This is a genomic window from Nonomuraea sp. 3N208 (genome assembly GCF_052245935.1).
Lineage (GTDB): Bacteria > Actinomycetota > Actinomycetes > Streptosporangiales > Streptosporangiaceae > Nonomuraea.
The window spans coordinates 38,814-52,802 of sequence record NZ_JBQQBR010000042.1 but is presented as its reverse complement, the minus strand read 5'-3'; the positions used below and the strand labels follow the sequence as shown (position 1 = coordinate 52,802).

Sequence of the window (13,989 nt, the reverse complement as noted above, 5' to 3'; positions counted from 1 at the left end):
GGCATGGCAGAGCAACCGGGCCCGGACATCAGCGACATCGGGCGAAAGGCGGGCCGAGGGGCAGTGTGGAGCCTGCTCGGCACACTGGTCACCCGCGCGGGCTCGTTCATCCTCGGCCTGGTCCTGGCCAGGCTCCTGGCGCCGGCGGACTTCGGCATATACGCGGTCGCGCTCGCGGCCACCCAGTTCGTCATGGTGGTCAAGGACGCCGGCGTCATGTCGGCCGTCCTGCAGTGGCGGGGGCGGCTGGAGGACATCGCGCCCACGGCCACGACTCTGACGATGTTCTCCGCCGTGGGCCTGTACGCGGTCTTCTGGGTCGGCGCGCCGTACTTCTCGATGCTGGCGGGCAGCGAGGAGGCCACGTCCGTGGTGCGGATCCTCACCGCGGTGATCCTCGTCGAGGCGATCACCGCGGTGCGCAGCGCGGCCCTGTTGCGCTGGTTCCGCACGGGCAAGAACGCCAAGGCGGTCCTGGCGGGCTTCCTGGTCAACGCGCCGGTGGCCATCGTCCTCGCGGTGGGCGGCGCGGGGGCGTACAGCTTCGCCTGGGGACAGCTCGTGGGAGCCGTGGTCACCGGCGTCTTCATGCTGATCTACGCGCGGCTGCCCTACCGGCTGGGGTTCGACCGGCAGATCGCGGCCAAGCTGCTGCGGTTCGGCATTCCCTCGGCGGCCGGGATCGCCCTGGAGGTCCTGCTGCTCAACGTGGGCTACATCATCGTCGGCAACATCATGGGCAAGGACTGGCTGGGCTTCTACCTGATGGCGTTCAACGTGTCGAGCTGGGTGCCCGGCATGATCGGCAGCGCCATCCGCATGGTGTCGATCGCCGGCTTCTCCCGGCTGGCCGAACGTGACGAAGAGTCCCTGTCGCTCGGCGTGCAGAGAACCGTGCCCCTGCTCATCACCACGGTGCTGCCGCTGGCCGCCTTCATGGCGGTGCTCGCACACCCATTGATCATCTTCATCTACGGCGCGAAGTGGGAGCTGGCCGCCGGCGTGCTGCGGTTCCTGGCGGTCCTGATGGTGGTGCGCATGCTCACCTCCTTCGCCCTCGACATCCTGAACGGGCAGGGCGCCACCCGCTCGACGGTCTGGATGAACCTCGGGCACGCGGCGGCGATGATCCCGGCGGTCATCATCGGCACGCATCTCGACGGCATCCGCGGCGCCGCGATCGGGCAGGCGGCCGCGGCGGTGCTGGTCGCCCTTCCGCTCGCCATGCTCGCCGTGCACCGGGCAGGAGTACGGCTCGCGCCGGTCCTGCCCGCTCTCGCCCGCCCGGCCGTGGGAGCGGTGGTATGCGCGGCCGTCATGCTGGGCCTCTCGATGCTGACCCAGGGAAGCCCGCTCATCCAGCTCATCGTGGCGGGCGGCGGCGGCCTGCTGGCCTACACGCTGCTCGTCGTGACCCGCGACCAGTTCCACATTGTGAGCGATCGCCTGGTGCGGCTGCTTCCCGCCCGCGCGCGGTGACCTCGAGGAGTAAGCGATGCTGGTGTCCATCGGAATCCCGGTCCGCAATGGCGCGGACCGACTGGAGACGGCCGTGCGATCGGCGCTCGCCCAGGATCACACCGAGCTCGAGGTGGTGATCTCGGACAACGCCTCCACCGACGACACAGAGGAGCTCTGCCGCGAGCTGGCGAGGCAGGACAGCCGGATCGCCTACTACCGGCAGCCGCATGATCTGCACGTGATCGGGAACTTCGTGGAGGTGCTCCGGCGCGCGCGGGGCGAGTTCTTCCGCTGGATGGGCGACGACGACCTGCTCGAACCCGGCTACGTCTCCAGGACCCTGGAGCCGTTCCTGGCCGATGAGCGGCTCATCCTGGTCACCTCTGACGTCACGTACACCGGGGCGGACGGGACGGTGCACGAGCCGCGCTACCGCGGCACCCGGATGCTCTCCGACGACCCCATCGACCGCCTGGACGAGCTGTGGGACGTCGTCACCACCGAGCACCACGGACTCGATCCCCTCTACGGCCTGATGCGGCGGGAGCGGGTGGCCGCCGTGCCGCGGCCGCTGATGATCCGTGAGGACGAGGTCTACGCCACCATGCTCGCGCTGACCGCGCCTTGGGGTCACGTGCCAGAGGTGCTCGCACACCGCAATCTGCGCGAGCGGCGCCTGACCGGGATCGCCGCGGCGCTCGGCGTGCCGGCCTGGACCGCGCATTTCGCCACCACGCTGCAGTTCCGGGCGATGTATCGAGCCCTCGGCATCCTGGAGCTCTCCCCGGAGCAACGTAGTCGTGCCCGTGCCGTTCTGCTGCGTACCTATTGGCGGCGGCAGCAGCAGATGCTGGCGCACCGCAGCCGCAAACTCGCCGGGTTGGCCGCCCGCGCCGTCTCCTCGAAAGGGTGATCTCCTCTTGTTCGTTCGCATCGTGCGGCTGCTCATGCAGCCGGGCCGGATCCTGCTGGCCCTCATGCGGCGTCTGCCGTTCGGCTCGTACGAGCTGCGCTGCTCGCTCGACCTCTATCCCAGGCCGCACTACGCCTATGGCGTGCAGCAGGCGGCCGAACTGGCCAGGCGTCTCGGCATCGGCCGGATCAGCGTGGTCGAGTTCGGCGTCGCGGGGGGCGCCGGCATGGTGGAGCTCAACCGCATGGCGGCGCTGGCGACGGCCGCCTCGGGTGTGAAGATCGACGTCTACGGCTTCGACACCGGTGCCGGGCTGCCCAAACCCACTGACTTCCGGGACCTGCCCTACATCTGGCGGGAAGGCGATTTCGTCATGGACGTCGACGCCCTCCGGGCACGGCTGGGAACGGCCAGTCTGATCCTGGGCAACATCGAGGACACCGTGGGCGAGTTCCTCGACGGCGAGTGGCCGGCGCCGATCGGGTTCGTCTCCATCGACGTGGACTTCTACTCCTCGACAGCGGCGGCGCTCAAGCTGTTCAAGGGCGATCACAAGTATTTCCTGCCCCGCGTGTTCTGTTACCTCGACGACACCGTCGGCGACGACGACCAGGTCATCCACAACGACTACGTCGGCGAGCTGAGCGCGATCCGGGAGTTCAACCAGGACCACGAGCTGATGAAGCTGGCTCCGATCAACGGTCTGCGTCACAAGCGCCCGGTTCCCGCTTCCTGGAACGACAACATCCAGGCACTGCACCGCTTCGACCACCCGGACTACTCGACCTACGTCGGCAGACCGGACACGCAGACACAGCTGCCCCTGTAACCAATGTGTCTGTAACAAAGCAGTGGTCCACGGCGAGAGAGGGTAAAAGAACCACGCGAGGGGGAAGTCTCGCTATGTCCGTAATATTGGCCAACAGCCGAATCAGCGACGACGCTCGGCGTCAAAAGATCTTCAAGGGAGACGTCTTCCTCTACTCCGCGACGCCTGCCTCGACCAAGCTGATCGAGTTCGCTCGCGAGTTGATCGAGGAGGCGTTCGAGGGCCGCGACCCCCAGACCGCCCAGCACGAGATGCCAGTCGTGGAGTTCGCCGCGCTGCTCGCGGAGCTCAAGCCACGCTTCATCCACCATCCCACCAGCAAGAAGATCCTCGCTGCTGTGCTGGATGAGCTGGGCATGGCGCTGGACAAGACCTACTTCGACGTGCCGAGGCTGCGCACCTCCACTGCCGACCATTACCTCGACTCCGGCATCTCCTACGCCTACCACGCTCACCGCGACTGCTGGTACGCAGCGCCGTTCTGCCAGGTCAACTTCTGGATGCCGATCTACGAGGTGGTCCCGGAGAACGTCTTCGCCCTGCACCCGCAGTACTTCGACCGCCCCGTCCGCAACGGCAGCGGCCGCTACGACTACGCGGAATGGACGGCTGTCAGCCGGCCCACGGCCGCACAGCACATCTACAGCGACACCCGGGACCAGCCCAAGCCGGAGGAGGCGCTGGATTTGGAAACGGAGCTCCGGCTGGTGCCGGAGCCGGGCGGCATGATGCTCTTCTCCGGGGCGCACCTGCACTCCACCGTCGCCAACACCTCTGGCAGGACCCGCTTCAGCATCGACTTCCGCACCGTCCACATCGACGACGTCCGGTCCCGCGCGTCGGCGCCCAACGTGGACGCCACCTGTCGTGGCACCACCCTGCGTGACTTCTACCGGGCCGACGACCTGTCGCGCATCCCGGAAGAACTCGCGGCGGAGTACGAGGCCGAAGCGCTGGCCAAGCTCACCTGAACCGCGCACGTACGGCGTCGCGCAGGCCCTCCCAGCTCCGGTGCCGTTGGAAGGGCAATTCGAAGACCGAAGCGAACAACCACGCCGCACCCACGCACGCCGGCACGGACAGGGCGAGCGTGAGGAGGAACGCCGGCATGCCCGGTGGCACGTGCGGGGCGACGACGAGCCGGTTCACCATGACGACGATCGGTGAGTGGATCAGGTAGAGGCTGTAGGAGAAGGAGCCCAGCCGCCGGAGCGGACGGGTGTCGAGCAGTCGTACGAGCCAGACCGGCTTGCCCGTCGCCACACCCGTCAGCAGCAGCCCGGCAGCCGGGCCGACCGCCAGATCTACCCAGAAGAAGTTCGCGACCACCCATACCGGCCCGGCCACCACGATCAGCAGGAGCACCGGGAGCGCGGCCGCCGCCGCGAACCAGTGCCAGGCCAGGCGGCCCGTACGCTCCTGCGCACGCACGATGCCGGCGCAGACCGCGCCCATGGCGAAGAGCGCGGCGAACTGCGGAGTCAGCCGCATCAGCAGGTCCACGGCCGGTACGGCAGGCGCCAGCGCCCCCACCGCCACGACGATCAAGGTGACCGCGCCGAGCATCACCGCCGCGCCCATCCTGCGCAGGACCAGCAGCATCAGCGGGAAGACCAGGTAGAGCTGCGCCTCGACGGCGATCGACCACAGGGCCCCATTGGGGCTGGGGGAGCCGAAGACGTCCTGCAGCAGCAGCCCGTAGATGAGGACCGACTGCCCGGTGGGCGTCTGCTGCCCGGGCTGCGGGATGACCGTCCACGCGATCACCAGGCTGAACAGCAGCGCCGCCCAGTACGGCGGCAGGATGCGCCACGCTCGACGCTTGAAGAACGTGGGGATGCCGCCCAGCTGCCAGCCGGACCGGGCGGGCGAGACCGCCAGCGAGAAGCCCGACAGGACGATGAACACCACGACCGCGAAATGGCCGTAGAGCAGCCATCCCGTCCACCAGGGCGCGTCGTTGACCGGAAACCCGGGGAAGGACAGGAGCCAGCAATGGTGGAGGACGACGAATAACGCGGCCAGGCCCCGTATGCCGTCGAGTCCGGCAAGCCTTTCCCGCGTTGCCGGACGATCTACTGTCAACCCCACCCGAAGCCCCCGTCGCCGTAGTCGTAGGTCTATCGCTCCGACTCCGCGCGATGTAACCGTTCTGCGGCGATGTAACGTCCGGCCGTGGTATGGCGATGGTTCCTTATAGGGCAAGCATTGCTGATGCGGGGGAACGTACCAAAATGGAGTTTTGGAAGGCGATCCTTGGTCTTGTCCGGCGAATTCTGATAGGCCCGCCGCTGATCCTTCTCTCGATCTTGGTGGGCGTCGCGGTGTACGCCGTCGTTCCTGTGAGCTACACGGCCGATGTCTCCCTTGTTCTAGCCACGCCGGTGAACGGAGGCACCGTCTCCACCGACAAAACCAAACAAGGGCTCACCAACCCCTTCCTCTCCTTCAACGACGCGCTGAAGACCGGGGCCAGCATCGTCATCCTGTCGATGAACACGCAGGACGTCTGGACGCAGCTCGGCGCCCCCAAGGACGGCCCGACGGAGATCACGATCGACGACGGCCGTACCAACCCCAATGTCCTGGACATCAGCGGGCCCTACATCTACATCAGGGTCGAGAGCGAGTCTCCCGGGCAGGCCTCGGCCGTGCTCATGGTGGCACGCGACCGCGTGGCGACCGAGTTGTACAAATGGCAGAAGGCGCTCGGTGCTCCGGCGAACACCTTCATCACCTCCACCGACATCGTGCCGCCGTCCACGCCCGAGGCCGACTACAGCATGAACTGGCAGGGGGCGATCGGCGGCGGCTTGCTCTGCCTGTTCTTGGGCCTCGGCATCGCCTACGGGGTGGTGATCAGGCGCGCCGGAGCTCAGCCCAAGCGGTTGGAGCAGCCAGAGCCCTCAGCTCCCGTGGCAGCCTCAGTGCCCACGCCGGTACCCGTGACGTCCCCGTCCCCGGCGCCCGTGGTGGAGCCGGTGGAAGCGCAGGTGGACAAGCCCATCGAATTGCCGGACCTCGACGATGACAGCTCCGCCACCATGGAGTTCCCCGCCTACCGGGGGGAGCACCTCTCTCCCGTGCCCGGGCCCAGGAAGGCGAACCAGGACGACGGCGAGGAATGAGGCCCGCCATGGACTTCTGGGCGACGGCGACAGTTCTGTTCAAGCGGTGGTACGTGACGATTCCGGCCTTCCTGCTCACGATCGCAGGAGCCTTCGGCGTCTACACCGTGGCGCCCAAGACTTTCATCTCCAGCTCGGCGCTCGTTCTCACCCTGCCGATCACTGGCGGCAGCGTGCCGAGCGATCCCAAGTTCCCCAATCCGCGCACCAACCCCTTGGTCTCCTTCGACCAGGGCTTGAGCATGACCTCGTCGATCCTCATCCAGGCGCTGAACACCCCTCAGACGGCGGCCAAGGTCGGCGCGCCGATCGGGGGCGACGTCACACTGAAGATCACCAGCGGCGGGACCAACCCTGAGCTGATGCCGGCGACCCCCTTCATCGTCATCACCTGCGAGGCGCCGAGTGCTGAGCTGGCCCATGGCATCGTGGTGAAGGTCACCGAGCTGGCCCAAAAGGAGCTGCGCGCCCGGCAGCAGCAGGTCAAGGCGCCGCCCACCACCTACGTGACCGCCACCGTCGTGGTGCCGCCGACCGAACCGGACGAGAAGAAGGGCAGCCGGATGCGCAGCGCGGTGGTCACCGGGGCGCTGGCGTTCTTCATGGGCCTGTTCGCCGCCTTCGCGTTCGAGAGCTTCGCCCGGCATCGCCGGGCGCGCCGCCCGGTCATGAATGAGCCCACCCGGCTCGAGCCCGTCGCCGCCAACGGAACGCGGTCACTGGCTGGACGTGAGGGATGAAAACGACCGCCCTGCCGCGGCGCGCTGACGGCGCCACGTTGGTCGGCTTGTTCGTCCTGATCCTGCTGATTCTCCCGGCCCGCCTGGCGGTGGCCGGGCTTCCGCTGTCGCTCACGCCCGCCGAGATCATGGCCCTGGTGCTGGGCGTGGTGTGGGTGTGCGCGCAGATGATCAGTACGGCAGGTGTGGCCAAGGGCAGTAACCCGGTCCGCACCTCGATCTTCGCGTACGGCATGATCCTGCTGGCCGTCTACGGGTACACGACCTCCCTGTATCTGCCCTCCGACGAGCTCAACCTCGCCGACCACACGATCGTGCTCTACCTGGGTTACGTGAGCCTGCTGCTGGTGGTCTGCGATGGCATCGGCAGTCGCGAGCGCCTCGATTTCGTCCTCAAGGCGCTCGTGATCGGTGGCGCGTTCGCGGCGATCGTCGCCCTGATGCAGTTCAGGCTCGACTTCGACCTCACCCAGTACATGAAGATCCCCGGGCTCCGCCACACCTCCGCAGAAGAGGTGCCGACCGTGATCTCCCGGTCGGACCTGCGCCGGGTCGCCGGCACGCTCGGGCACCCGATCGAGTTCGGCGCGCTGTCGGCGATGCTGCTGCCGCTGGCCGCGCATCTCGGCTTCCAGGCGCGCAGCCGCGGTCAGGCCGCGACTCGCTGGTGGATCTGCGCCGTCATCATCGCGGCTGGCCTGATGTTCTCGGTCTCCAGGACCGCCGTGCTCGGCCTGGCGGGGGCAGGGCTGATCCTCCTGCTCGGCTGGTCCAACCGGCGCCGGATCGTCACCATCGGCGCGTTCGTGGTGTTCCTGGGCTTCATGAAGGTCCTGGCGCCGGGCCTGATCGGCACGTTCTACAACCTGTTCGCCGGCGCCGGTGACGACAGCAGCATCATGTACCGCACCCACGACTATCCCTTCGCGATGCGGGAGTTCGCCAAGAGCCCGATCTTCGGTCGTGGGCCCGGCACCTGGTATCCGTTCAAGCATCAGGTGTTCGACAACCAGTACCTGCTGTCTCTGGTGGAGACCGGGCTGCTCGGGGTGCTGGGCTTCGTCGGCGTGATCGGGTGCGGGATCGTCGTGGCCCTCCGGGTTCGCCGGCTGAGCACCGACCCGAACGTCCGCAACCTGGGACTGACCATCGCCGCCTGCCTGGTGATCCCGCTGCTGGGCGCGGCCACCTTCGACATGCTCTCCTTCCCCGGCATCACCAGTGTGATGTTCCTGCTCGTCGGCGCGGCCGGGGCGCTGCTGCGGTACGAGCGCGCGGATCAGGCGGACAAGCTGCTCGTGAGCTCCTTCCAGGAGCCCGCGGACCGGTCGCGCTCGCTGATCGCGCTGACCGGCAACGGCCACGGCAGCGCGAGGTCGGGATCGTCGTAGCGGACGGCCAGGTCCTCGGCGGGGTCGTGCTCCCTGTCGATGCGGTAACAGACATCGGCGTGCTCGGTCAGCGCCTGGTAGCCGTGCAGAATCCCCGGCGGCACGTAGAGGTTCGCGAACGACACATCGTCGAGCCGGATGGTGATGTGGGAGCCGAACGTGGGTGAGGCCGGCCGCGCGTCCACGAGGATGTCGAGCACGGCGCCGTGCGCCGTCCGCACCAGCTTGGCCTCGCCGCGACCGGAGCGGCCGTGCATGCCCCTGATAGTGCCCATACGCGAGCGCGACTGGCTGTCCTGGACGAACGCCGTGTGGTCCAGCCCGTGCTCCGCGGCAATCGCGGCGTCGAAGGTCCTGGTGAAGAAGCCTCGATCGTCGTGGCTGGGCGTCGGGACGAACAGCAGCACGCCCTCGAGCTCCAGATGCTCGACTCTCATGGTGTTCCTCTCATCCGGGTAGGTCCGGAGCTCATCCGGGTAGGGTCCGCAGCCGACGGGAGGGTCTGAGCAGGGCCACGACCGACGCCCTGGCCGTGCGGCGGCCCGCGGCGGCCCGCATCGCCTCGCCGAGCAGAACGGCGAGGTAGAAGCCGGCAGTCGCGATCTTGCCCCTGCGCCGCCGGAACAGCCGCACGCGGTTGACCGTGAGCAGCGCGGCCAGCATCGGGCTGATCTTCGCCTCGCCGCCGATGTGCTCGACCACCGCGGCGGGTTCGTACCAGAGCGTCCAGCCCTCGTCCGCGGCCCGCAGCGCGTACTCGGTCTCTTCGCTGTACAGCAGGAAGGACTCGTCCCACGCGCCGACTTCGGTGAGCGCCGCGACTGAGATGAGCATGGCGGCTCCGGTGGCCCAGTCCGCGGGGCCTGGCCGCTCGTAGCGGCCGGGGTCGACGATCATCTCGCCCAGCGTGCCGACGCGGCCTGCCAGGCGCCCGCCGATCAACGCCTCGGCCAGCGCACGGCGTACGGCTGGCGCGCGGCGAAGCGAGTGATGGAGCACGCCCTCGGTGCTGACCAGCCGGGGGACGGCGATGCCGGTGCCCGGACGGTCCAGGGCCTTGCTCAGTACAGCCAGCGAGCCGGGGTGAAGGCGGCAGTCGGGGTTCATCACGAAGATCGCATCGAGCTCGTGGAGGTCGAGCGCCGCGATCCCGGCGTTGATAGCCGCCGCGTAACCGGCGTTCCTGCCCACTTGCACGGGGCGAATGGGCAGGTCGGCGGCCTGTTCCGCGAGGCGGAGCGAGTCGTCCTTGGAGGCGTTGTCCGCCACGACGACGGCGGCCAGCCGTACCCCTCCAGCGCCCTCAGCCAGAGAGGCCAGGCAACCGCCGAGGACCGGCGCGCTGTTGTAGGTCACGATCACGATCGCAACTCGGGGAGAGCCTGGCGTCACATGTCGCCATCGCGGCCCGGCAATGGATCGTTACAAGTAACAGGTGACACTGCTGAGGCGATGAGGAGGTAGGGGCCGGTGTCGTAGAGACGGAGACACACTTTCATGCAGGATCTGCAGGCTTTCACCTTTCGCCGGGATGAGCTCTTCCCGCTCGCGGACAAATATTCCGAGCAGTTCCGTACGGCCTCGCCGTTCCGTCATGTGGTCATCGACGACTTCCTGCCGCCCGACGCGCTGGAGCCCGTCCTCGAGGAGTTCCCCGAGCCGCGAGATGCCACATGGCAGCGGTTCGACACCGCGCGCGAGGTGAAGCTGGCGCTGGCTGACACCGAACGCATGGGGTCGGCCACCCGGCACCTGCTGGCGGAGTTCAACAGCGGAGTGTTCGTCGAATTCCTCGAGCGGCTGACCGGCATCACGCAACTGGTCTCCGACCCGCACTACGAAGGCGGCGGCCTGCACCAGATCCGGCCGGGTGGCTTCCTCAAGGTGCATGCCGACTTCAACAAGAGCCGCAAGCTCAACCTCGACCGCCGGCTCAACGGCCTGCTCTACCTCAACAAGGACTGGGAGGAGAGCTACGGCGGGCACCTGCAGCTGTGGAACAAGGACATGACCGAGTGCGAGGGCAAGATCCTCCCGGTCTTCAACCGGTTCGTGCTGTTCGCCACGACCGATGACGCCAACCACGGGCATCCGGACCCGCTGACCTGTCCGGAGGATCGGGCACGGCGCTCGATGGCGCTCTACTACTACTCCAACGGCAGGCCCGAGGACGAGGTCGCCGACGAGCACACCACGCTGTTCAAGCAACGGCCCGGCGAGGCGTGGAAGAGCAATCTCCGCCAGGTCGCCAAGCGCTGGACGCCACCTGCGCTGGCCGACCTCGTCGGCAATCGGAAGACCAAGGAAACGTGAGGTCGTACGCCGGAGGCTGGTGTCTCGGTGTCGGCCTGATCGTGCTGCTCAGCGGGTGCCAGAGTTCCGGTGCCGCGCAGAAGCCGGTCGTCACCCAGCCACCCGCCACGGCTGCGTCCCCATCTGTCTCGGCTCCGTCCTCCAAGCCGCCCGAGCGGGCTTGGCCGGGGCCGGACAACACGGGTGTGCCCGAGGGCGTGGTACTGCGTAAGTCCGGCTCCATGCGGGTGACCAAGAGCGGCACGGTCCTCGACGGCGTGGAGGTGACCGGCTACATCACGGTCGAGGCCGACAACGTCACCATCCGCAACACCCGAGTCCGCGGCACCAAGGGCTGGTGGGGGATCCTCCAGCGCGAGGGGCGCACAGGGCTGAAGGTCGAGGACAGCGAGGTCTTCGGCAACGGCAAACAGCGCACCCAGTTCGGCATACTCAACCAGGGCAAGATGATCACGGTGCGCCGGGTCGACATCCACACGATCTCCAACGGGATCCTGACCCAGCAGGGTGTGGTCGAGGACTCCTACGTGCACGACCCGAAGTACTACTCCGGCGACCACACCGACATGATCATGTCGACCGGACCGCCCGCCGCCGGCACTGAGCTGATCATCCGGAACAACACCGTCATCAACACGCTCGACCAGACGGGTGCCATCGCGCTGTTCCAGGACTTCGGCGTCATCAAGGACGTGACGGTGGAGGGCAACCTGCTGGCCGGGGGTGGCTGGTCGTTGTACGCGGGCGCCGGGGTCAAGGGCAGATCGTCGAATATCAAAGTGATCGACAACGTCTTCAGCCGCAGGGTGTGGCCCAAGGGCGGAGCTGCGGGGCCGGTTTCATATTGGGATAATGACGGGACCGGAAACCTGTGGCGGGGGAACACCTGGGAAAACGGTGGGACGGTACCGCCGGGATGACGGCCATTCGTCAAATCTTGTGTGGTATTTGAGAAAGCTGAGTTTGGATGTGAATTGAGGGGAAAACGAGTCCTTTTCGTTAAAAAGCCCCTCTTAGTTCTTCCGGCATGGCTACTCTCTCCCTTTGGGGGATTCGGCGTGGCCATGATCGGAAGGAGTCGCCTGTGTCGAGGCATCGAAGGAGCAAGCGGCGTAGCGGGTGGTTATCCCTGGCCGGCGTCTCCGCCGTGGCGGTGCTGGCCGGCGGGTACGGCATCATCGCCGCTGACGTGCGGGAACCTCAGGCGGTCCTGACGGACGAGAAGGGGACCCTTGCCACGGCTTCGCCGCACGCTGCCGCCGGCCAGAGGCTCCGGCCGCGCCCCACCACCGACAAACCGCGGCCTGGGAAGGTCACGACCAGGGGTCCATGGTGGTGGCCCAGACGGCCTACCAAGAAGCCGACCTCGCGGCCGACGCGCAGACCGACCAAGACGCCGACGCTGACCGCGAGTCCTTCCGTGACTCCGACGATGACGCCCAGCACGACGGCGACCGCGACGCCTACGGCGACTCCGACGAAGACGCCAACGGCCACTCCCACGGCGACTCCGACGAGGACGCCGACCGCGACTCCGACAGAGACGCCCACTGCGACTCCGACGGTGACTTCAACGAAGACACCCACTGCGACCCCGACAGAGACTCCAACGAAGACACCCACTGCGACCCCGACAGAGACTCCGACCGCCACTCCTACGGCGACGCCTACGAAGACCCCGACCGAGACTCCGACGGCGACGCCTACGAAGACGCCGACGACCGCCCCGCCGCCGAGCGGCAACTGGCCCGGAGCCGGCAACACCGGCGTTCCCGCCGGCACTGAGATGGTCAAGAAGACCGGCTCGATCGTCATCAAGGAAGACGGCAAGGTCATCGACGGTTGGGACGTCACCGGCGACATCACGGTTGAGGCCAACAATGTCACCATCCGCAACACCCGAGTGCGGGGCCAGGACGACTATTGGGGCATCCTCCAGCGCGCGGGCTTCTCGGGCCTCAAGGTCGAGGACAGCGAGATCTTCGGCAACGGCAAGCAACGCACGCAGTTCGGCATACTCAACCAGGGCAAGATGATCACCGTGCGCCGCGTGGACATCCACACGATCTCCAACGGCATCCTCACCGACCAAGGATTGGTCGAGGACTCATACGTGCACGACCCGAAGTACTACTCCGAGGACCACACCGACATGATCATGTCAACCGGTACCGCCGCCACCGGCACCGAGCTGATCATCCGGCACAACACCGTGATCAACACGCTCGACCAGACGGGTGCGATCGCGCTCTTCCAGGACTTCGGCGTGACCCGCAACGTCACCGTGGAAGGCAACCTGCTGGCCGGGGGTGGCTGGTCGCTCTACGCGGGCGCCGGCAGGAAGGGGCTGTCCTCGAACATCAAGGTGATCGACAACGTCTTCAGTCGCAGGGTGTGGCCGAAGGGCGGCTACGCGGGCCCAGTGTCGTACTGGGACGCCAACGGGCCGGGCAACGTCTGGCGCGGCAACACCTGGGAGAGCAGCGGCGCGAGCGTGTCGGCCGCTGGCTAGCTGCGGATCGCGATGACCGATTTCACCAGCCCCGCCAGCCGTTCGAAGCGGATCTGGGACTTGGGGAAGTAGTGTCGCATCTCGGTCACGCTGAGCAACTCGACCTCCATGGCGATCATGCGGGCGGCGTCCCGGTTGGAGGTCGGGGTGTGGACGAGTGGCCAGCGGCGCAGGATCGTCGTCCGTGCGGCGAGCGGCAGGAACTGGAATCCAGGGAACAGAAAGTGCGGCTCGATCGGAAAGTAGCGGTAGGGCGTCTGCACCCAGTGTCGCTCGGCCATCTCGTGCACGGTGTCGGCGAACTGCTGTCGACGCTGGTGCCCGCCGACATGTTCGATCACCGCGTTGGAGAACACCAGGTCGTACCGCGTACCACGGATCGAGGCCGGCAGGTCGCAAGCGTCGGCGACATCGGCGCGTAGCCACGCCGGCAGGTCGACGGGCGGTTGCTCGAGGTTGACGATGTGTACGTGCGCCGGCCTGACCGGAGCGCGCATCCAGGCTCCGGCCGTACCGCCGAGGTCGAGGACGTTCATCTGGTCGAGGTCGGGGAACCGGTCGGCGAACCACTGCCACCTTCGCGCCCGCGCCTTGGCTCCCAGCGAGTCCGGAGCATCCACGAAACGACTGCGTAGGGCGTTCAGACGGCTCATCAAGGGGCTCCTCCGGCCAGATAAGTACCCCTATGCTCCCAGAATTCTG

Annotated in this window: 15 protein-coding genes; 11 read left to right on the top strand and 4 right to left on the bottom strand. The window is 67.3% G+C overall.

Annotation, left to right across the window (positions count from 1 at the left end):
* The first annotated feature begins 3 nt into the window (after window positions 1-3).
* The 4 genes from ACTWPT_RS45730 to ACTWPT_RS45715 all read left to right on the top strand — a co-directional run bounded on the left by ACTWPT_RS45730 (window position 4) and on the right by ACTWPT_RS45715 (window position 4,174).
* The gene (locus tag ACTWPT_RS45730; protein WP_443183816.1) at window positions 4-1,479 is read left to right on the top strand and encodes an oligosaccharide flippase family protein; all 1,476 of its coding nucleotides are present in this window, start codon (window positions 4-6) and stop codon (window positions 1,477-1,479) included.
* A gap of 16 nt (window positions 1,480-1,495) precedes the next feature.
* A complete protein-coding gene (locus ACTWPT_RS45725) occupies window positions 1,496-2,374 on the top strand; it encodes a glycosyltransferase family 2 protein (protein ID WP_443183815.1) in 879 nt (292 codons plus the stop codon).
* A gap of 7 nt (window positions 2,375-2,381) precedes the next feature.
* A complete protein-coding gene (locus ACTWPT_RS45720; RefSeq protein WP_443183814.1) occupies window positions 2,382-3,203 on the top strand; it encodes a hypothetical protein in 822 nt (273 codons plus the stop codon).
* A gap of 74 nt (window positions 3,204-3,277) precedes the next feature.
* Window positions 3,278-4,174, top strand: coding sequence for a hypothetical protein (locus ACTWPT_RS45715; protein WP_443183813.1), 897 nt, complete (start codon window positions 3,278-3,280; stop codon window positions 4,172-4,174).
* Here ACTWPT_RS45715 and ACTWPT_RS45710 read toward each other — a convergent pair.
* Window positions 4,167-5,294, bottom strand: a complete 1,128-nt coding sequence (locus tag ACTWPT_RS45710; protein ID WP_443183812.1) for an acyltransferase family protein — start codon at window positions 5,292-5,294, stop codon at window positions 4,167-4,169. The genes ACTWPT_RS45715 and ACTWPT_RS45710 overlap by 8 nt on opposite strands.
* Window positions 5,295-5,437: 143 nt before the next feature.
* On the opposite strand from ACTWPT_RS45710, the gene ACTWPT_RS45705 reads away from it, so the two are divergent.
* From ACTWPT_RS45705 to ACTWPT_RS45695, 3 genes are read left to right on the top strand one after another with little or no spacing between them, the layout of a single operon-like run.
* A complete protein-coding gene (locus ACTWPT_RS45705; protein ID WP_443183811.1) occupies window positions 5,438-6,331 on the top strand; it encodes a hypothetical protein in 894 nt (297 codons plus the stop codon).
* Between the two features lie 8 nt (window positions 6,332-6,339).
* Window positions 6,340-7,071: a hypothetical protein gene (locus tag ACTWPT_RS45700; RefSeq protein ID WP_443183810.1), complete on the top strand. Its 732-nt coding sequence runs from the start codon at window positions 6,340-6,342 to the stop codon at window positions 7,069-7,071.
* Window positions 7,068-8,462, top strand: a complete 1,395-nt coding sequence (locus tag ACTWPT_RS45695; RefSeq protein WP_443183809.1) for an O-antigen ligase family protein — start codon at window positions 7,068-7,070, stop codon at window positions 8,460-8,462. Before ACTWPT_RS45700 ends, ACTWPT_RS45695 begins: the two co-directional genes overlap by 4 nt.
* Here the strand turns inward: ACTWPT_RS45695 and ACTWPT_RS45690 are convergent.
* On the bottom strand, window positions 8,351-8,899 hold the full coding sequence (locus ACTWPT_RS45690; RefSeq protein ID WP_443183808.1) for a dTDP-4-dehydrorhamnose 3,5-epimerase family protein: 549 nt from the start codon (window positions 8,897-8,899) through the stop codon (window positions 8,351-8,353). The two genes, ACTWPT_RS45695 and ACTWPT_RS45690, sit on opposite strands and share 112 nt — an antisense overlap.
* Before the next feature lie 31 nt (window positions 8,900-8,930).
* Complete coding sequence (locus tag ACTWPT_RS45685; protein ID WP_443183807.1) at window positions 8,931-9,854, bottom strand: glycosyltransferase family 2 protein; 924 nt, start codon at window positions 9,852-9,854, stop codon at window positions 8,931-8,933.
* Between the two features lie 105 nt (window positions 9,855-9,959).
* On the opposite strand from ACTWPT_RS45685, the gene ACTWPT_RS45680 reads away from it, so the two are divergent.
* The 4 genes from ACTWPT_RS45680 to ACTWPT_RS45665 all read left to right on the top strand — a co-directional run bounded on the left by ACTWPT_RS45680 (window position 9,960) and on the right by ACTWPT_RS45665 (window position 13,287).
* Entirely contained in the window at window positions 9,960-10,775 is an 816-nt protein-coding gene (locus tag ACTWPT_RS45680) for a 2OG-Fe(II) oxygenase (RefSeq protein ID WP_443183806.1), read from the top strand.
* The gene (locus ACTWPT_RS45675) at window positions 10,772-11,695 is read left to right on the top strand and encodes a hypothetical protein (protein ID WP_443183805.1); all 924 of its coding nucleotides are present in this window, start codon (window positions 10,772-10,774) and stop codon (window positions 11,693-11,695) included. Before ACTWPT_RS45680 ends, ACTWPT_RS45675 begins: the two co-directional genes overlap by 4 nt.
* Window positions 11,696-12,104: 409 nt before the next feature.
* Complete coding sequence (locus ACTWPT_RS45670) at window positions 12,105-12,560, top strand: hypothetical protein (RefSeq protein ID WP_443183804.1); 456 nt, start codon at window positions 12,105-12,107, stop codon at window positions 12,558-12,560.
* A gap of 1 nt (window position 12,561) precedes the next feature.
* Window positions 12,562-13,287 (top strand): hypothetical protein, encoded by a 726-nt coding sequence (locus tag ACTWPT_RS45665; protein ID WP_443183803.1) that lies wholly within the window; start codon window positions 12,562-12,564, stop codon window positions 13,285-13,287.
* Here ACTWPT_RS45665 and ACTWPT_RS45660 read toward each other — a convergent pair.
* Complete coding sequence (locus ACTWPT_RS45660) at window positions 13,284-13,940, bottom strand: hypothetical protein (RefSeq protein WP_443183802.1); 657 nt, start codon at window positions 13,938-13,940, stop codon at window positions 13,284-13,286. The genes ACTWPT_RS45665 and ACTWPT_RS45660 overlap by 4 nt on opposite strands.
* Window positions 13,941-13,989 lie beyond the last annotated feature (49 nt).

Coding starts and splice junctions, on each gene's coding strand:
- ACTWPT_RS45690 (WP_443183808.1), bottom strand. CDS start 8,899: ATGAGAGTCGAGCATCTGGAGCTCGAGGGCGTGCTGCTGTTCGTCCCG.
- ACTWPT_RS45730 (WP_443183816.1), top strand. CDS start 4: ATGGCAGAGCAACCGGGCCCGGACATCAGCGACATCGGGCGAAAGGCG.
- ACTWPT_RS45715 (WP_443183813.1), top strand. CDS start 3,278: ATGTCCGTAATATTGGCCAACAGCCGAATCAGCGACGACGCTCGGCGT.
- ACTWPT_RS45670 (WP_443183804.1), top strand. CDS start 12,105: ATGGTGGTGGCCCAGACGGCCTACCAAGAAGCCGACCTCGCGGCCGAC.
- ACTWPT_RS45700 (WP_443183810.1), top strand. CDS start 6,340: ATGGACTTCTGGGCGACGGCGACAGTTCTGTTCAAGCGGTGGTACGTG.
- ACTWPT_RS45695 (WP_443183809.1), top strand. CDS start 7,068: ATGAAAACGACCGCCCTGCCGCGGCGCGCTGACGGCGCCACGTTGGTC.
- ACTWPT_RS45705 (WP_443183811.1), top strand. CDS start 5,438: ATGGAGTTTTGGAAGGCGATCCTTGGTCTTGTCCGGCGAATTCTGATA.
- ACTWPT_RS45665 (WP_443183803.1), top strand. CDS start 12,562: ATGGTCAAGAAGACCGGCTCGATCGTCATCAAGGAAGACGGCAAGGTC.
- ACTWPT_RS45725 (WP_443183815.1), top strand. CDS start 1,496: ATGCTGGTGTCCATCGGAATCCCGGTCCGCAATGGCGCGGACCGACTG.
- ACTWPT_RS45680 (WP_443183806.1), top strand. CDS start 9,960: ATGCAGGATCTGCAGGCTTTCACCTTTCGCCGGGATGAGCTCTTCCCG.
- ACTWPT_RS45660 (WP_443183802.1), bottom strand. CDS start 13,940: ATGAGCCGTCTGAACGCCCTACGCAGTCGTTTCGTGGATGCTCCGGAC.